At 71.6% G+C, this 15,961-nt stretch carries 15 protein-coding genes; 11 read left to right on the top strand and 4 right to left on the bottom strand.

The window, feature by feature from the left end; translation table 11 throughout:
- Positions 1–19: 19 nt before the first annotated feature.
- Positions 20–1,075, bottom strand: a complete 1,056-nt coding sequence (locus tag ACZ6S0_RS31240) for an EAL domain-containing protein (protein ID WP_465922890.1) — start codon at positions 1,073–1,075, stop codon at positions 20–22.
- 170 nt (positions 1,076–1,245) lie between these two features.
- On the opposite strand from ACZ6S0_RS31240, the gene ACZ6S0_RS31235 reads away from it, so the two are divergent.
- The 5 genes from ACZ6S0_RS31235 to ACZ6S0_RS31215 all read left to right on the top strand — a co-directional run bounded on the left by ACZ6S0_RS31235 (position 1,246) and on the right by ACZ6S0_RS31215 (position 7,158).
- Entirely contained in the window at positions 1,246–1,902 is a 657-nt protein-coding gene (locus ACZ6S0_RS31235; RefSeq protein WP_465922889.1) for an acVLRF1 family peptidyl-tRNA hydrolase, read from the top strand.
- A gap of 260 nt (positions 1,903–2,162) precedes the next feature.
- Positions 2,163–3,761, top strand: a complete 1,599-nt coding sequence (locus ACZ6S0_RS31230; protein ID WP_465922888.1) for an ABC-F family ATP-binding cassette domain-containing protein — start codon at positions 2,163–2,165, stop codon at positions 3,759–3,761.
- 113 nt (positions 3,762–3,874) lie between these two features.
- Positions 3,875–4,090, top strand: coding sequence for a helix-turn-helix domain-containing protein (locus ACZ6S0_RS31225; protein ID WP_020547488.1), 216 nt, complete (start codon positions 3,875–3,877; stop codon positions 4,088–4,090).
- Between the two features lie 125 nt (positions 4,091–4,215).
- Positions 4,216–5,031: an enoyl-CoA hydratase/isomerase family protein gene (locus ACZ6S0_RS31220; protein ID WP_465922887.1), complete on the top strand. Its 816-nt coding sequence runs from the start codon at positions 4,216–4,218 to the stop codon at positions 5,029–5,031.
- 240 nt (positions 5,032–5,271) lie between these two features.
- The gene (locus tag ACZ6S0_RS31215) at positions 5,272–7,158 is read left to right on the top strand and encodes an ABC transporter ATP-binding protein (RefSeq protein WP_465922886.1); all 1,887 of its coding nucleotides are present in this window, start codon (positions 5,272–5,274) and stop codon (positions 7,156–7,158) included.
- Here the strand turns inward: ACZ6S0_RS31215 and ACZ6S0_RS31210 are convergent.
- Complete coding sequence (locus tag ACZ6S0_RS31210) at positions 7,130–8,014, bottom strand: sulfotransferase family protein (RefSeq protein ID WP_465922885.1); 885 nt, start codon at positions 8,012–8,014, stop codon at positions 7,130–7,132. The two genes, ACZ6S0_RS31215 and ACZ6S0_RS31210, sit on opposite strands and share 29 nt — an antisense overlap.
- A 30-nt stretch (positions 8,015–8,044) precedes the next feature.
- Between ACZ6S0_RS31210 and ACZ6S0_RS31205 the strand changes: the two genes are divergently transcribed.
- Genes ACZ6S0_RS31205 through ACZ6S0_RS31195 form a run of 3 tightly spaced genes read left to right on the top strand, consistent with a single transcriptional unit; the run spans position 8,045 to position 10,616 of the window.
- Positions 8,045–8,782 carry an SIR2 family NAD-dependent protein deacylase gene (locus ACZ6S0_RS31205; protein WP_465922884.1) on the top strand — a complete coding sequence of 246 codons (738 nt, stop codon included), beginning with the start codon at positions 8,045–8,047 and terminating at the stop codon, positions 8,780–8,782.
- Positions 8,769–9,665 carry a S66 peptidase family protein gene (locus tag ACZ6S0_RS31200; protein ID WP_465922883.1) on the top strand — a complete coding sequence of 299 codons (897 nt, stop codon included), beginning with the start codon at positions 8,769–8,771 and terminating at the stop codon, positions 9,663–9,665. Before ACZ6S0_RS31205 ends, ACZ6S0_RS31200 begins: the two co-directional genes overlap by 14 nt.
- A gap of 33 nt (positions 9,666–9,698) precedes the next feature.
- On the top strand, positions 9,699–10,616 hold the full coding sequence (locus tag ACZ6S0_RS31195) for a hypothetical protein (RefSeq protein ID WP_465922882.1): 918 nt from the start codon (positions 9,699–9,701) through the stop codon (positions 10,614–10,616).
- Positions 10,617–10,669: 53 nt separating this feature from the next.
- Here the strand turns inward: ACZ6S0_RS31195 and ACZ6S0_RS31190 are convergent, their stop codons facing one another.
- Positions 10,670–12,973, bottom strand: coding sequence for an ATP-binding cassette domain-containing protein (locus tag ACZ6S0_RS31190; RefSeq protein ID WP_465922881.1), 2,304 nt, complete (start codon positions 12,971–12,973; stop codon positions 10,670–10,672).
- A gap of 225 nt (positions 12,974–13,198) precedes the next feature.
- Here ACZ6S0_RS31190 and ACZ6S0_RS31185 point away from each other — a divergent pair, with 225 nt between their 5' ends.
- The 3 genes from ACZ6S0_RS31185 to ACZ6S0_RS31175 are packed head-to-tail and all read left to right on the top strand — an operon-like array spanning position 13,199 to position 14,714.
- Positions 13,199–13,873, top strand: a complete 675-nt coding sequence (locus ACZ6S0_RS31185) for a hypothetical protein (RefSeq protein ID WP_465922880.1) — start codon at positions 13,199–13,201, stop codon at positions 13,871–13,873.
- 32 nt (positions 13,874–13,905) lie between these two features.
- Positions 13,906–14,313 carry a hypothetical protein gene (locus ACZ6S0_RS31180; protein WP_465922879.1) on the top strand — a complete coding sequence of 136 codons (408 nt, stop codon included), beginning with the start codon at positions 13,906–13,908 and terminating at the stop codon, positions 14,311–14,313.
- On the top strand, positions 14,310–14,714 hold the full coding sequence (locus ACZ6S0_RS31175; protein ID WP_465922878.1) for a hypothetical protein: 405 nt from the start codon (positions 14,310–14,312) through the stop codon (positions 14,712–14,714). Before ACZ6S0_RS31180 ends, ACZ6S0_RS31175 begins: the two co-directional genes overlap by 4 nt.
- Positions 14,715–14,726: 12 nt before the next feature.
- Here the strand turns inward: ACZ6S0_RS31175 and ACZ6S0_RS31170 are convergent, their stop codons facing one another.
- Positions 14,727–15,851 (bottom strand): PP2C family protein-serine/threonine phosphatase, encoded by a 1,125-nt coding sequence (locus ACZ6S0_RS31170; RefSeq protein WP_465922877.1) that lies wholly within the window; start codon positions 15,849–15,851, stop codon positions 14,727–14,729.
- Between the last annotated feature and the right edge of the window lie 110 nt (positions 15,852–15,961).

Below are 15,961 nucleotides of genomic sequence, written 5' to 3'. Positions count from 1 at the left end.
TACCCGCCGCGGCGGACGGTCACGACCTGATGGCGGCCACCTGCCTGATCAGGTCGGAGACGCGGACGATGCCCAGGCAGCGGTTCAGCTCGTCGGTGACCACCAGGTCGTCGTAGACGCGGGCCGCGTCCCGTCCCGCCGCCTGCATGGCGGCGATCGCCGGGGTCGTGCGCGGCACCGTACGCGGCGGGTCGGCCAGGCGCTGCGCCGGTTTCGAGCCGTGCAGCGCGTGGCCGTAGCGGGCGGCGAACGACAGCAGGAACCGGCTGCGGTCCAGGCTGCCCTTGGGCCGCTGGAACTCGTCCACCAGGATCACGCTGGTGATCGTCGGCTCGTGCCCGAACGCCGCCACCGCCTCTTCGGCCTTCGCCTCCACGGGCAGCGTCACGGCCGGCAGCAGCAGTTCCTGCACGCGGGGGCCGAGCAGGCCCGTGTCGGCGGCGTCGTCGCTGACCGGCAGCGGCACGCGTACCTTGCCGTCGGGGCCCGGCGCGAGCAGCGGCCCGTGGGCCAGCCGTACGCCGAGGCCGCGTACCACCGACACCTGGGCCTCGCGTTCCACGCCCGGCGCCATGACGTGCGCGCCGATGCCGCGCGCCAGCGTCACCACCGCGCGCGCGACCGCCGTCGCGCGGTGGTCGGCGGGGATGCGCGCCACCACCTCGGGGTCGAGGGCCAGCAGGTACGGGGACGCCTCAGCCACCAGGTCGAGCGCGGCGCCGGAGATGCCGACGTCCGCGAAGCCGAGCAGGTAGCCGATCGTGCGCAGGCTGTCGAGCCCGACCTTGAGCAGCGGACGGTCCTGCTCCTGGCACGGTCCAGAGAGCAGCAGGATCGCCTCGCGGGGATGGCGGCCGGACCGGCGCAGCGCCTCGTGCAGGGGGGCCAGCGCGCCCGCGCCCGACAGCACCACCCGGACGGGCAGCTCCAGCACCATGGGCAGCGGAGCCGCACGAAGGGAGCCGGAGGCGTCCACGATGGCCGGATGCGCGATGACGGCCCCGGTGTCAAGATCCACCATTGGACTGGTGAGCAGGGAGGACACGTACAGATCGTGCTCCCGCCACAGCGGCATCAGAAGCCCCGCGAAACAAAATTTACCGACATTTCTGTTTAGGTTCCCCACCTGACATGGGGGGATGGACGTTTCGGAAAAGCCTTGTCAGACAGGCGACGGGACGCCGGGAGCGGCGGGCAGCCCGGGAGACGCCGGTCCTCGCGTGGTCTTCGCGTAGTCTTCGCGGCATGAGCGCGCGTCCGGCGAAGGGGGGCGGCCGGTGGGTCGCGGTGCCGCAGGAGCGGCTGCACCCGTGGATCGACGGGTTCGCCGACCGTCACGGGCCCTTCTCTGCGAGCGGTGACGCGCGGGTCGTCCGGCTGGTGGCCGCGGACGGGGCGCTGGCCGAGCTGCACGTGCCGTTCCCGCCCATGACGCCGCCGGGGCCGCCGCACGTGACCCGGTTCGTCGCGCACGCCGGGGCCGAGCGGTGGGTGGGGGTGTTCCTGGTGCGGCTCGGCGGCTACGCGGCGGGGGTCTTCCACGGGGGCGTGCTGGTGGCCTCGAAGGTGGGGTCGCGGCTGGTGCAGGGGCGTACGGCGGCCGGTGGGTGGTCGCAGCAGCGCTTCGCCAGGCGGCGGCGCAACCAGGCCGCCCAGGTGTTCGACGACGCGGTGGAGACGGCGGTGCGGGTGCTGACGCCGTACCTGGGGGAGCTGGACGGGGTGGTGCTGGGCGGCGACCGCAGGGCGGTGGACGCGCTGCGGCCCGATCGCCGGCTGGCGCCGCTGCTGGCGCTGGAGCGGGAGCCGTTCCTGGTGGTGCCGGATCCGCGGCTCGCGGTCCTGCGTGACACCCCGGCCCAGTTCCGGTCGGTACGCGTGCGCGTGGTCGATCCGGCCTGAGGAGGCCGGGTGGGAGCCCGGCCCGAGGGACGTGGGAGCCCGGCCTGAGGGACGCCGCCGGGCGCGTGGCCTTTTCGGTCGGGGTGGCGCGGCCGGGCCGGGGAGAGGCCGAAACGGCGGGCGATCAGGCGTCCGGCGGGAAGACGAAGGAGGCGGTGCCGTCCGAGCCCGTGGCCGTACACTGATCGGTATGCATACTCCCGATTGACCGGCGTCGCACGCCCAATCCTCGTTTCCTAGCTCGGGAGTGTCCGGTCACCATGATCATCGCTAATGATATCGAGCTGCGCGCGGGCGCGCGCCTGCTCATCGAGAAAGCCTCCTTCCGGGTCAATCCCGGCGACAAGATCGGGCTCGTCGGCCGCAACGGCGCGGGCAAGACGACGCTGACCAAGGTCCTGGCGGGCGAGGGCCTGCCCGCGACCGGCAGCGTCACCACCACCGGCAACGTCGGTTACCTCCCCCAGGACCCGCGTACGGGCGACCTGCAGGTGCTGGCCCGCGACCGCATCCTCTCGGCGCGCGGCCTCGACGAGGTCATCCGCAAGCTGCGCGAGGCGGAGCTGGGCATGTCCTCCGCCGACGAGCGCACCCGGGAGAAGGCCGTCAAGCGGTACGGACGGCTCGAAGATCAAATGCACGTGCTCGGAGGTTACGCGGCGGAGTCCGAGGCGGCCTCCATCGCCTCCAGTCTCGGGCTGCCCGATCGCGTGCTCGGACAGCCGTTGCAAACGCTTTCCGGCGGTCAGCGCAGGCGCGTGGAATTGGCCCGAATTCTTTTCAGCGGGGCGGAAACTCTCCTTCTAGACGAGCCGACAAACCACCTAGATGCGGACTCAATCGGGTGGCTTCGCGATTTTTTGCGCAGTCATCAAGGTGGCTTGGTGATCATCAGCCACGATGTCGGCCTTCTTGAAGCCACGGTCAACAAGGTCCTGCACCTGGACGCCAACCGGGCGGTGATCGATCACTACAACGTCGGCTGGAAGGCGTACCTCGCCCAGCGGGAGACCGACGAGAAGCGCAGGAAGCGCGAGCGCGCCAACGCCGAGAAACAGGCCGGTGCGCTGCTGGCGCAGGCCGACAAGATGCGCGCCAAGGCCACCAAGGCGAAGGCGGCCCAGGACATGATGCGCCGGGCGCACCGGCTGCTCTCGGGCACCGAGGAGGAGCGTCAGAGCGACAAGGTGGCGCGGCTGCGCTTCCCCGAGCCGCAGCCGTGCGGGCGCACGCCGCTCATGGCCGAGGGACTGTCCAAGTCGTACGGGTCGCTGGAGGTCTTCACCGACGTCGACGTGGCCATCGACCGAGGTCACCGGGTGGTCATCCTGGGCCTGAACGGTGCGGGGAAGACCACGCTGCTGCGCCTGCTGGGCGGCATCGAGCGCCCCGACACCGGCGCGCTCAGGCCGGGACACGGCCTGAAAGTCGGCTACTACGCGCAGGAGCACGAGACCCTCGACCCCGGCCGCACCCTGCTGGAGAACATGCGTTCGGCCGGCGGCGAGTTCACCGACACCGAGTTGCGCAAGGTGCTGGGCTCGTTCCTGTTCACCGGCGACGACGTCGACAAGCCCGCGGGCGTGCTGTCCGGCGGTGAGAAGACCCGTCTCGCTCTCGCGATCCTGGTGCTCTCGAGCGCCAATGTCCTCCTTCTCGACGAGCCCACGAACAACCTCGATCCGGTCAGTCGCGAGCAGGTTCTCAATGCTCTGAGGTCGTATTCAGGAGCAATCGTCCTAGTCACACATGACGAGGGTGCCGTTGACGCCCTGTCACCGGATAGGGTGATCTTGCTACCTGACGGAACTGAAGACGCATGGAGCGACGAATTTTCCGATCTTGTGGCACTTGCCTGATCTTAATTTGAGTGGGTACGGATCTTTTCCCGTGGAGTAGGTAGCCGATCCCGCTGAAATGACTGATCATGGCGGAGTAACGCTGCGGAAGTCCGGCACTACAGGAGGTACTCGTGGCCGAGACACTGAAGAAGGGCACCCGGGTCACCGGGGCCGACCGGGAAAAACTGGCCGGCGATCTCAAGAAGCGCTACGCCGCGGGCGAAAGCATCCGCGCCCTGGCAGCTTCGACCGGTCGGTCCTACGGGTTCATCCACCGCATCCTGAGCGAGTCCGGTGTGACTCTGCGTGGGCGCGGCGGGGCGACCCGGGGCAAGTCCAAGCGCTGACGACCGCCTCGGAACGTGCGACCGCAGCCGCCCGTCCTTAGTCGGCCGACGTCGCGCCCGAGCCAGAACCATGTTCTGTAGGCTCGGGCGCGACGGTCAGCAGTCCGGACGCGAGGGAGCGGGCGATGGCGGAAGCGCAGGCGCGACAGCGCGGGGGGAACGCGGACGACGACTCCGGCTCGGCACGGAGCGGAGTTCGCCTCGAGGTGGACGGTGAGATAGCGACGATCACGCTGGACCGGCCGGAAAAGCGCAACGCTCAGACGTTCGCGACATGGTCGGAGCTGGCTCGCATCGGCGAGAGCCTGCCCGAGCAGGTGCGCGTCGTCGTCGTGAAAGGTGAGGGACCGTCCTTCTCGGCAGGGATCGACCTGCGAATGTTCACACCTGAGGGGGTGCCCGGACAGGGCTCGTTCAGTTCGGCGGCCAAGAGCGAGGGCGCCGGCTTCGAGCAGCGCGTCAGTCAGGCCCAAGCGGGGTTCCTGTGGCTGCGCCGCCCGGAGATCGTTTCCATCGCAGCAGTGCAGGGGCACGCGATCGGTGCGGGATTCCAACTCGCGCTCGCCTGTGATCTGCGGATCGTGGCCGAGGATGTCGCGTTCTGCATGAAAGAGCCCGCCCTGGGTCTGGTGCCCGATCTCACGGGGACCAAGCCCCTCGTCGATCTGGTCGGCCTGGCCAAGGCGATCGACATCTGCCTGACCGCCAGGATCGTGCACGCCGAAGAGGCCGTGCGCATCGGCCTCGCGGAGAAAGTGGTCGCCGGGGGCGACCTGGAACAAGCGGTACAGGACAAGGCCGCGCAGTTGCTGTCCACCGACAGGGACGCTGCTGTCGCGACCAAGCGGCTCCTCCAGGGGGCGCTGGGACGCACCCTGGAGGAGCAGAGTGCGGCCGAGGCGGTCGAGCAGGCCGCACGGATCAAGGCCCTCTTCGGCTGACGGTCCGGCGCGCGCCTCTGTGTCGCCCGTGGAGCGGCGTCAAACCCTTCCCGGCCCCCTGACCAGCAGATCCCGGTGAGCGGGACGCCAAGGGGTCTCAGCGGGGCGCAGAAGGCGGTACACGTCCGGACGGTCCCCCACATTCCGGACGCAGAGGGGCGAGTTTCGCGGTGAGCTGAGCCGGGAATCCGCACCTGCCCCGGCAACGCTGTCGTCCTCGACAGAGGAGGGATCTGCCGGATGGCGATGATGGGCGGTGGCTTCGGGCCCCAGGTGATGGCGTCCCTGCGGCGCGACGGCTCGGTCACCAAGCAGCGGCTGCGGCCCGGCACCGTGCGGCGCATCGCCCACTACGCCCGCCCGCACCTCAGGCACATCACGGCGTTCCTGGTGCTCGTCGTGGCCGGCGCGGTGATCGTGATCGCCAACCCGCTGCTGATGAAGGCGATCATCGACGACGGCATCCTGCCCCGGCGGCCCGGCGTGGTCGTCGGCCTGGCCGTGGCGATCGCCGCGCTCGCGGTCGTGGACGCCGGGCTGACCCTGGTGCAGCGCTGGTTCTCGGCCCGCATCGGCGAGGGCCTGATCTACGACCTGCGCACCGAGGTGTTCGACCACGTGCAGCGCATGCCGGTCGCGTTCTTCATGCGCGCCCAGACCGGCGCGCTGGTCAGCAGGCTCAACACCGACGTGATCGGCGCCCAGCGCGCGCTGACGAGCACCCTGTCCTCGGTCGTCGCCAACGTCGTGAGCCTCGTGCTGGTGCTGGGCGCGATGCTGGTGCTGTCGTGGCAGGTCACGCTGGTCGCGCTGGTGCTGCTGCCGATCTTCGTCGTGCCCGCGAAATACGTCGGCCGCCGCATGTCGGTGCTGACCCGCGAGCAGATGCAGCTCGACGCCGAGATGAGCTCGGTCACCACCGAGCGCTTCAACGTGGCGGGGGCGACGGTCGCCAAGCTCTACGGCCGGCCGGCCGACGACGCCGAGGTGTTCGGTCGCCGGGCGGCCAGGGTGCGCGACGTCGGCGTGACAGTCGCCATGTACGGCACCGTGTTCCGGGTCGCACTCGGCCTGATCGCGGCGCTGGCTACGGCCCTCGTCTACGGCATCGGCGGCGTCCTGTCGATCTCCGGCGCCTTCGAGCTGGGCACCCTGGTGGCCCTGGCCGCGCTGCTGATGCGCCTGTACGGCCCGCTCACGTCCCTGTCCAACGTGCACGTCGACGTGATGACCGCGCTCGTGAGCTTCGACCGCGTCTTCGAGATCCTCGACCTCGAGCCCATGGTGGCGCAGCGGCCGGGCGCGGTGCTGGTGCCCGGCGGCCCGGTGACGATCGAGTTCGACGACGTGCGCTTCCGCTACCCGGCCGCCGCCGAGGTGTCGCTGGCCTCGCTGGAGTCGGTGGCCAGGCAGGACACCGGCCCGTCCCAGCCGGTGCTCAAGGGCGTGTCGTTCACGGCCGCCCCCGGGCAGCTCATCGCGCTCGTCGGCCACAGCGGCGCGGGCAAGACCACGATGACCTCGCTGGTGTCGCGGCTCTACGACGTCAACGAGGGCGCGGTGCGGATCAACGGGCTCGACGTGCGCGAGGCCACGCTCGACTCGCTGCGCGACACCGTGGGCGTGGTCATGCAGGACGCCCACCTCTTCCACGACACGATCGGGGCCAACCTCCGCTACGCCCGTCCTGAGGCGAGCGACGAGGAGATCTGGGAGGCGCTGCGCGCCGCGCAGATCGGCGAGCTGGTCGAGGGCCTGCCCGAGGGGCTGGAGACCGTGGTGGGCGAGCGCGGCTACCGCCTGTCGGGCGGCGAGAAGCAGCGGCTGGCGCTGGCCCGGCTGCTGCTGAAGGCGCCGCGCGTGGTCGTCCTCGACGAGGCCACCGCCCACCTCGACTCCGAGTCGGAGGCGGCCGTGCAGGTGGCGCTGAAGACGGCGCTGGAGGGGCGCACGTCGCTGGTCATCGCGCACCGGCTGTCGACGATCAGGGAGGCCGACGAGATCCTCGTGGTCCACGACGGCCGCATCGCCGAGCGCGGCGGGCACGATGAGCTGCTGGCGCGCGGCGGGCTCTACGCCGAGCTGTACCGCACCCAGTTCAGCTCTTCAGGTAGCCCAGCCGGGTGAGCTCCTCCCTGGCCACCTTCTCCACCAGCTCCAGGTCGTCGGGGCGCAGCCGGGTCCGCCAGGCGCCGACCTTGGGCACGCGGGTGTCGTACAGGACGACCTTCGACACCCGCGTGCCCAGAAACTCCGCCAGGGTGGCCACCGACTGCGGCGGCTGGTTCACCAGCTCCTCGTAGCGCATCGTCAGGAGCTGCGGCTCGGGCAGCTCACGGCGCAGCTCGGCGCTGAGCCGCACCGCGCTGCGCCAGCGCAGCGCGCTCTTGCCCGCCGTCGGCATGGTCTTCCACCGTGGCAGGTGCTCGTCCTTGTTGACGCCCAGGAACGCGTTGGGGAACTCGGTCTGCTCCGCCACCATGGCGGGCTTGAACCAGGCCAGGCACGTCGGATCGGCCAGCATGTCGGCCACGACGTCCCTGCCGTCGCGGACGAGCTGCACGAACCGGGCGTCGGGGAACGCCTGGAGCAGCGTGGGCACGCTGTAGAGCAGGTCGGGGCTGCCGTCGCCGAACCGGGTGACGTCGGTGGCCGAGACGCAGGGACCGGTGCCGGTCACGCCGCCCGCGTCCCGGCACGGCTCGGCGCATTCGCCGCACGAGCGGGGCAGCACCTGCCACGACTCGGCGAGGGCGTCGCGCATCACGCGTACGGCCCCCGACGTGCGGGCGATGGACGGCTTGCGGGCGAAGGCGTACACCACGTGCGCCACGCTCGCGCGGCCCATCGTCACGTGGAAGCCGGGGGAGCGTTTCAGGGCGCGGGCCAGGAGGTCCACGCCGGAATGCGGCGCTCCGAGCAGGAAGACCGGCCGGCGGACCTTGATGCCGTTGACCACGAGGATGTGGGGCGGAAGTCGCATACGAGAGGTAAGTGTGACACCGTTTGCCACGTGACCGAGCCAACGTCAGTGTCGGTGCTCACCGGAGCGGGCATCTCCACCGATTCCGGCATCCCCGACTACCGGGGCCCGCAGGGGGTGTGGACCAGGAACCCGGCGGCCGAGGCCAACGCGACCATCGACCGCTACCTGGCCGACCCCGAGGTCAGGCGCGCCTCGTGGCAGGCCAGGCTCGTTCACCCGGCCTGGGACGCGCGGCCGAACGCCGCCCACGGAGCCCTCGTCGACCTGGAGCGCGCGGGGCTGCTGCGCGCCCTGATCACCCAGAACATCGACGAGCTGCACCAGCGGGCCGGCTCCGCCCCGGAGAAGATCATCGAGCTGCACGGCACCCTGCACCGCGCGGAGTGCCTGTCCTGCGACCTGATCACGCCCATGAGCGAGGTGCTGGCCAGGGTGGCCGCGGGCGAGGCCGACCCGCCGTGCCCCCGCTGCGGCGGCCTCCAGAAGTCGAACACGATCTCCTTCGGCCAGTCGCTCAGGCCCGAGGTGCTGGGCGCGGCGCTGGACGCGGCCCGCTCGTGCGACCTGTTCGTGGCGGTGGGCACGTCGCTGACCGTGCACCCGGCCGCCGGGCTCTGCGGCGAGGCGCTCGACGCCGGCGCTCGCCTGGTGATCGTGAACGCCGCCCCCACGCCCTACGACCCCTACGCCGACCAGGTGATCCACGAGCCGATCGGGGAAGCCCTGCCGGCACTCGTCAAGGAGTTGATCGATGCGGCCAGGTGACACCGTCGCCGTCGTCTCGCCGTCCGGGCCGCCCAGCGCCGACCTGCTGCGCCGCGGCGTCGAGCGGCTGACGGGCCTCGGGCTGAAGGTGGTGGTCGGCGCGCACGCGCTCGACCGCCAGCCCCTCGACTTCCTGGCGGGCGATGACACCGCCAGGGCCGCCGACCTGCAGGAGGCGTGGTGCGACCCGGCCGTCTCCGGGGTGTTCTGCTGCCGCGGCGGGTACGGCGCGGGCCGCCTGCTCGGCCTGCTCGACTGGGACGCCATGCGGGCGGCGGGGCCCAAGGTGCTGCTCGGGTCGAGCGACATCACGGCGCTGCACAACGCCTTCGCCATCGAGCTGGGCGTGTCCACGCTGCACGGGCCGATGGCCGCCTGCGACCCCATCGCCGGTGACGACGAGGGGCCGGAGCCGCGTACGTGGGAGAGCCTGCGCGAGGCGCTGTTCGGCACGCGTACCGTGGCCACGGGTGACCGGGTGCTCGCGCCGGGGCGGGCCGAGGGGGTGCTGAGCGGCGGTAACCTGTCGCTGCTCGCGTCGATGTGCGGCACCAGGTGGCAGCCGTCGTTCGCCGGGCGGATCGCGTTCCTGGAGGACATCGGCGAGGAGCCGTACCGGGTCGACCGCATGCTCACCCAGCTCCTGCAGTCGGGCGCGTTCGACGGGGTGCGGGGGATCGCGCTCGGGTCGTGGGTCGACTGCGGCGACCCGTACCTGGTGCTCGAGGACCGGCTGAAGCCGCTCGGAGTGCCGATTCTGGCGGGGTTGCCGGTGGGGCATGGGACGCCGCAGATGAGTGTGTGGCTTGGGGCACTTGGTGTTATCGATACCGAATCGTGCTCGCTGACCGGCGTGACCCGCAATCAGGAACAGGCAAGGTAGGAGGGACGAATCCGACAGAAAGGGACACGGCGCGTGAGCTTGTTCAGTCGTGACCGCGAGCCCCCGCGCCGCCCGGTGGAGGACGTCGACCTCGACTCGCTGGTGGCCCTCGTCGCGGAGTCCCTCGGATACTCCTTCGAATTCGCCCACGACGGCCGCTCCGTGACGCTCAGGCCCACCGGCGACGGGCCGCTCGGAGACGGGCCGGTCAGGGCGCCCGGTGACGGCGCCGAGCTGCTGGTCAAGCTGACCGGGCTGCGCCGCGAGGCCGGGCGCAGGGCCAGGGAGGACTGGCCGATGCTGGTCTCCGAGCACCTCGCGCACGCCGTGGCCACGTCCGGCGAGCGGTTCGACGTGTGCGACCTGGACCAGGCCAGACCTCTGCTGGGGACCCGGGTGGAGGCCGTGGACGAGGTGCCCGACCTGACCCGCGTGGTCGGCCGTCACCTCAACGCCGACCTGGTCGAACTGCTCACTGTGGGCGGGCGGCCCGTACGGCCCGAGGAGTCGGGGTGCTGGCCGCTGCCCACCGGGCAGGCCCTCGACCTGGCCGTGGCCAACGTACGCGGGCAGGACCGGCTGTGGCTGGAGGGCATCGGACTGTCGGGCACGCCGGTGACCAGGCTGACCGCGGCGAGCCCGTCGGCCGCCACGCATCTGCGCTGGCTGGAGGAGTACCTGCCGGTGCCCGCCGACGGGGTGCTCGTCGTGCTGCCGGACCCGTACACGCTGCTCGTGCACCCCGTCGACGGGATCGGCGTCGTCCGGGCCATCGAGCGGCTGCGGGTGCACGCGGCCCGCACCGACGGGCTCAGCTCCCAGGTGTACTGGTGGCACCGGGAGCGGCTGACGCACATCAAGGCCGACATCGTCGGCCAGAGCGGGCAGACCAGGCTCGTGGTGGCGCCGCCGCCGGAGTTCGCCCGCGTCCTCGCCCGCCTGGCCGTCTGACGCTCCGGCGCCCGCCCTCCCCGGTGGGAAGGGCGGGAAGGGCGGGCCGGATGTCAGGGGCGGTTGACGTAGTCGCGCAGGTGGATGGCCGTGAGCGAGTCGCCGGTCGCCACCAGCTCACCCGGGGTCCCGGAGAAGACCACCTGGCCGCCGTCGTGACCGGCCCCTGGGCCGAGGTCCACGATCCAGTCGGCGTGGGCCATGACGGCCTGGTGGTGCTCGATGACGATGACCGTGTTGCCGTCGTCCACCAGGCGGTCGAGCAGCGACAGGAGCTTGTCCACGTCGGCCAGGTGCAGCCCGGTGGTGGGCTCGTCCAGCACGTACGTGCTGCCGTTCCTGGCCATGTGGATGGCCAGCTTGAGCCGCTGCCGCTCGCCGCCCGACAGCGTCGTGAGCGGCTGGCCCAGGCCCAGGTAGCCGAGGCCGACGGACACCAGGCGGTCGAGGATCGTGCCGGCCTGCCCGCTGGGGAAGAACTCGCGGGCCTCGGCCACGGGCATCTCCAGCACCTCGCTGATGTTCTTGCCGCGCAGCCGGTACGTCAGCACCTCCGGCGTGAACCGGCGGCCCTCGCACTGCTCGCACACCGAGGCCACCGTGGCCATCATGGCCAGGTCGGTGTAGATGAGCCCGATGCCCTTGCAGGCCGGGCAGGCGCCCTCGGAGTTGGCGCTGAACAGGCCCGCCTTGACCCCGTTGGCCTTGGCGAAGGCGGTGCGGATCGGGTCGAGCACGCCGGTGTAGGTGGCCGGGTTGCTCCGCCGCGAGCCGCGGATCGGCGACTGGTCGGCCACCACCACGCCGTCCAGCCCGGCCACGTGCCCGTGGATCAGGCTGCTCTTGCCCGACCCCGCCACGCCCGTCACCACGGTCAGCACGCCGAGCGGGAGGTCCACGCTCACGTCGCGCAGGTTGTGCAGGGTGGCGTTCCTGATCGGCAGGTGGCCGGTCGGCTTGCGGACGTCGTCACGCAGCCGGACGCGGTGGTCGAGGTAGCGGCCGGTCAGCGTGCCCGAGGCGGGCAGCCCGTCGAGGTCGCCGGCGTAGCAGATCCGGCCGCCGCTGGTGCCCGCGCCCGGCCCGAGGTCCACCACGTGGTCGGCGATCGCGATCGTCTCCGGCTTGTGCTCGACCACGAGCACCGTGTTGCCCTTGTCGCGGAGCTGCAGCAGCAGGTTGTTCATCCGCTGGATGTCGTGCGGGTGCAGCCCGGCCGTGGGCTCGTCGAAGACGTACGTGACGTCGGTCAGGCTGGAGTTGAGATGGCGCACCATCTTGACCCGCTGCGCCTCGCCGCCCGACAGCGTGCCCGACTCGCGGTCGAGGCTGAGGTAGCCCAGCCCGATCTCGACCAGCGAGTCGAGGGTCGAACGCAGCCCCTCCAGCACCGGCCCGACCGCCGGGTTGCCGATGCCGCGCACGAAGCCGGCCAGCTCGTTGATCTGCATGGCCGAGCAGTCGGCGATGTTCCTGCCGTGGATGCGGGCCGAGAGCGCGGCCTCGTTCAGCCGGGAGCCGCCGCAGGACGGGCAGGAGGCCAGTTTGAGCGCGCGGTCGGCGAAGGCGCGCGCCGCGGGCTGCAGCGAGTCGCGGTCCTTGCCCAGGTAGGCGCGCCGGACGCGGACGGCCAGGCCCTCGTAGGTGAAGTTGCTGGTGCCGTACTTGAGCTTCGTGGCGGGCTTGTGCAGCAGGTCGTCCCACTGCTCGGGGGTGAAGTCCTTCAGCTTGACGGCGGGGTCGAACAGCCCTGAGCCGGCCACGACCTGCCAGGACCAACTGTCGACGGGGTAACCAGGGGCCTTGATCGCGCCCTCGTTGAGCGACAGCTCCCGGTCGACCAGTTCGTCCACGTCGATCTCGGTCGCCTTGCCCAGCCCCTCGCACCGGGGGCACATGCCCTCGGCGAGGTTGAAGCTGAAGGCGCCCGCAGAACCGACGTGGGGCTCGGCGATCCGGCTGAAGATGATCCGCAGCATGGTGTGCGCGTCGGTGGCGGTGCCCACAGTGGAACGGGCGTTGGCGCCCATCCGCTCCTGGTCCACGATGATCGCCGCGCTCAGGTTGTGCAGCGCGTCGACGTCGGGACGGGCCAGGCTCGGCATGAACGCCTGGACGAACGCGGTGTACGTCTCGTCGATCAGCCGCCGCGACTCCGCCGCGATGGTGTCGAAGACGAGCGAGGACTTGCCGGAGCCGGACACTCCGGTGAAGACGGTGAGACGCCGCTTGGGGATCTCGAGGGAGACGCCCTTGAGGTTGTTCTCCCTGGCGCCACGGACCTGGATGTGGTCGTGGCTGTCCGCGGCGCTGTGATCGCGGGACTGTACGGTGCTTGCCTGGTGGCTGGAGAGCACGGAACCCTTCCATCTCGGCCGACTTTTTATGCTGTAAGGGGATTGGCCGGGACAGCTTACATCGACGCGGGGATGATCGGGCGGCGCGACAACAGGTCGTGAACTCGTGGGGAACGACCGGCGATCGCCGTCGCAGGTCACCGCCCCTCTGGGTACCGTGACAGCGGTGGTGGAGAACGTCGGCCGGAGTTCGTCGAGTTGCTGGGGAATCATCGTGAGTCCGGCGTGCGCGCGATGCTCGCGCACGGGAGGCTCGTCTCGCTCGTGATCGACCCCCGCCTGCTGCGTGAGCGGCCCGAGATCGTGGCCGGGCGCGTGGCCGAGGCGGTGGACGGAGCCTTCGGCCGGGAGGTCCCCGGCGAGGAGGCCGTGCCGTTCGTCGAACCGTTGGCGCTGGCCAGGGAGCTGCGCGCCGTGCGGGCCGATCTGGACGCGCGGATGGCGCGCGTGACGGCCTCGATCGAGGTGAGCGCAGCCGCGCTGCGCGCGGAGGCCGAGGTGCCGTCAGGGGTGCCGGGGATCGAGCTGGGCGAGCTGTTCGACCGGCTCGTGGAGATGCTGGAGACGATCGGCGGTGTGCGCGACGACGACGTGCGCGGCAGGTCCGAGGGGCTGGTGAGCGCCGTGTGCGCGCCGGGGCCCCGGCTGGTGTCGCTGAGCGTGGCGCCCCGCGCCCTGTACGGCGGGACGCGGGCGCTGGGGGAACGCGTGACCGCCGCGGTCAACGCCGCCCTCGACGACCTGGACGCGGCGGTGCTGCGGCGGCGGGCCGGGGCCGGTGCAGGCACCGAGCAGGTCATGGCCAGGGTGGCGGAGCTGAGGGAGCTGAGCGTGCAGCGGATGCGGGCGTACGCGCAGGGCATGTCCGCGATGATGGCCGGAATCCGGCCGCGTTCGTAAGGGGAGAGTGTGGGTGACCCGAGGGGGAACGTGTGGGTGACGGGCTGAGAGTCGACGACCGGGTCCGGCCGCGCCGCGTGGCGAGGGACGTCGCCACCACGTGCGCGGAGGCGGCGGCGCGCGCCAGGGCCTTCCATGAACGCATGGCGGCCTACGGCACCCCCTGGGGCGTCAACAATCCCGTCAGCCGGGCCCTCGGCCTGTGCTACCGCACGGCTCGGGACGAGCACGCGGCCCGCCATCCGGGCCACCCCGCCACCTGTCTCGCCGGGCGGGAGACAGCGAGTGACGGGGCGAGTGACAGGGCAGGTGGCAGCGCAGGTGACGGGGCAGGTGACGGGGCAGGCAGCGCGACGGGCGGCGGGGCAGGCAGTGTGACAGGCAGTGCGGCGGGCGGCGCGGCGGGCGGCGGGGCGGCCGTCGCCGGTGGCGTCCGGTGAGCCTCGAACTGCCGGCCGCGCTGGCGCCGATCGAGGTGTTCCTCGGGCGGGTGTACTCCGACGGTGACGAGGAGGCGCTGGTCCGGATGGGCGACGAGCACGACGAGCACGCCGCCGCCATGCGGGAGCACCACGCCGCGGGCGCCGAGGGGGAGCCGCACCACGACGCGGCCGGCGGCGAGACGCGGGTCCTGGGGCTGGGGCTGAAGGTGTCCGCCTCGATCGTGCTCGCCCACAAGGGCGTCACCCTGCTCCAGTACGCGCTCACCGCCGCCGCGCTGGCCGAGACCCTGGCGACGGGCGGGGCGACGGGCGCGACGCTGGCGCCGTTCGTCCGGCAGGCCGGGCAGCAGGCGCTCGACGCCGTGGCGACCGTCACGGTGAACGAGCTGCTCACCTGAGACCACAGGGGGTCATGGCCGGCCGGGAGGCGGTCCTGTCCTGCGGAGGCTGAGGATCGCGATGTCGTCGCGCGGCGTCGACCGGGTGAAGACCCGCAGGTCCTCGCCCAGCGTGCTGGCGAGGTCGCCGGGCGGGGCCTCGGCCCAGGCGTGCAGCCGCTCCTCCAGCGGGTAGAAGTGGCCGCCCGGGTCGCGGGCCTCGGTCACCCCGTCGGTGCACAGCAGCAGCGTCGCGCCGTACGGGAACGTGAAGCGCACGCGCCTGCGCGGCGACCTCGCCAGCGCCGCCAGGCCGAGCGGCACGGCGGGCTCACCCAGGTTCACCTGGTAGGCGTCGCCGTCGTGCAGGATGTACGGGGGGATGTGGCCGCAGTTGACCACCTCGACCGACTCGCCCGTCTCCGGGCCGAAGTCGAGCACGAGGGCGGTCACCAGCCGCTCCAGCTCGCCCCTCCTGGTGGCGAAGAAGTTGTGCCTGACCACGGAGTTCTCCAGGGCGGCCACGACGCCCGTGAGCGTCTCCTCCCGGTAGGCCGCCTCCCTGAACGACCCCAGCAGCGCCAGCGCCGTGCCGATCGCCGACAGGCCCTTGCCCTGGACGTCCGCGATGATCACCCTCGTGCCGCGCCGGGAGACGGCCACGTCGTAGATGTCGCCGCCCACGGCGGCCTCCTCCTCCACCGGGTGGTAGAGGCCCTCCATGGTCACCTGCGCCGTACGGAGGGGCAGGGGGCGCACGATGAGTTCCTGGAGGGCGGTGGCCGCCGAGCGCAGCCGGTGGACCTCCTCCTCGCGGCTCACCCGGTAGCGGCAGCCGATCACGCTCAACATCCCGAACACGCCGGTGAACGCGGCCGCCAGCAGGATGTCGCCGGGCGCCCCGCCCAGGTAGAAGGCGGTGCACACCTCCACCACCAGCACCCACACCGACGCGACGACCGTCTGCCAGACCGCGCCGAGGGCGGCCACGATGGCCGGCAGGAAGATCAGCAGCGGGAAGAGGCGCAGCGCCGTGCCCGTGATCACGTCGAGGGCGACGATCACGAGGGTGACCACGAGGAGGCCCACCACGAACACCGGCGTCCACAGGTGTGGCCCGGTCCTGCGCCGCGGTCGCCGCCGAGGGTCGTCCTTCACTGTTCCCCCTTCACCCCCATGTCATCTTCTATCAGTCTGTTTCCCCTCTCCGACGTGTTGGCGCGCACCCTTGACCCCGGCTTGCCCCGGCAGCCGAAAGACAACGGCGG

The sequence above is a fragment of the Nonomuraea sp. NPDC051298 genome, assembly GCF_055586305.1.
This window is presented reverse-complemented; position numbering and strand designations above follow the sequence as displayed.

What these genes read in the sequence shown, in the direction of transcription:
- ACZ6S0_RS31220 (WP_465922887.1), top strand. Translation starts at nt 4,216, where the DNA reads ATGGCGGAAGCGCAGGCGCGACAGCGCGGGGGGAACGCGGACGACGAC.
- ACZ6S0_RS31240 (WP_465922890.1), bottom strand. Translation starts at nt 1,075, where the DNA reads ATGCCGCTGTGGCGGGAGCACGATCTGTACGTGTCCTCCCTGCTCACC.
- ACZ6S0_RS31230 (WP_465922888.1), top strand. Translation starts at nt 2,163, where the DNA reads ATGATCATCGCTAATGATATCGAGCTGCGCGCGGGCGCGCGCCTGCTC.
- ACZ6S0_RS31200 (WP_465922883.1), top strand. Translation starts at nt 8,769, where the DNA reads ATGCGGCCAGGTGACACCGTCGCCGTCGTCTCGCCGTCCGGGCCGCCC.
- ACZ6S0_RS31235 (WP_465922889.1), top strand. Translation starts at nt 1,246, where the DNA reads ATGAGCGCGCGTCCGGCGAAGGGGGGCGGCCGGTGGGTCGCGGTGCCG.
- ACZ6S0_RS31215 (WP_465922886.1), top strand. Translation starts at nt 5,272, where the DNA reads ATGGCGATGATGGGCGGTGGCTTCGGGCCCCAGGTGATGGCGTCCCTG.
- ACZ6S0_RS31210 (WP_465922885.1), bottom strand. Translation starts at nt 8,014, where the DNA reads ATGCGACTTCCGCCCCACATCCTCGTGGTCAACGGCATCAAGGTCCGC.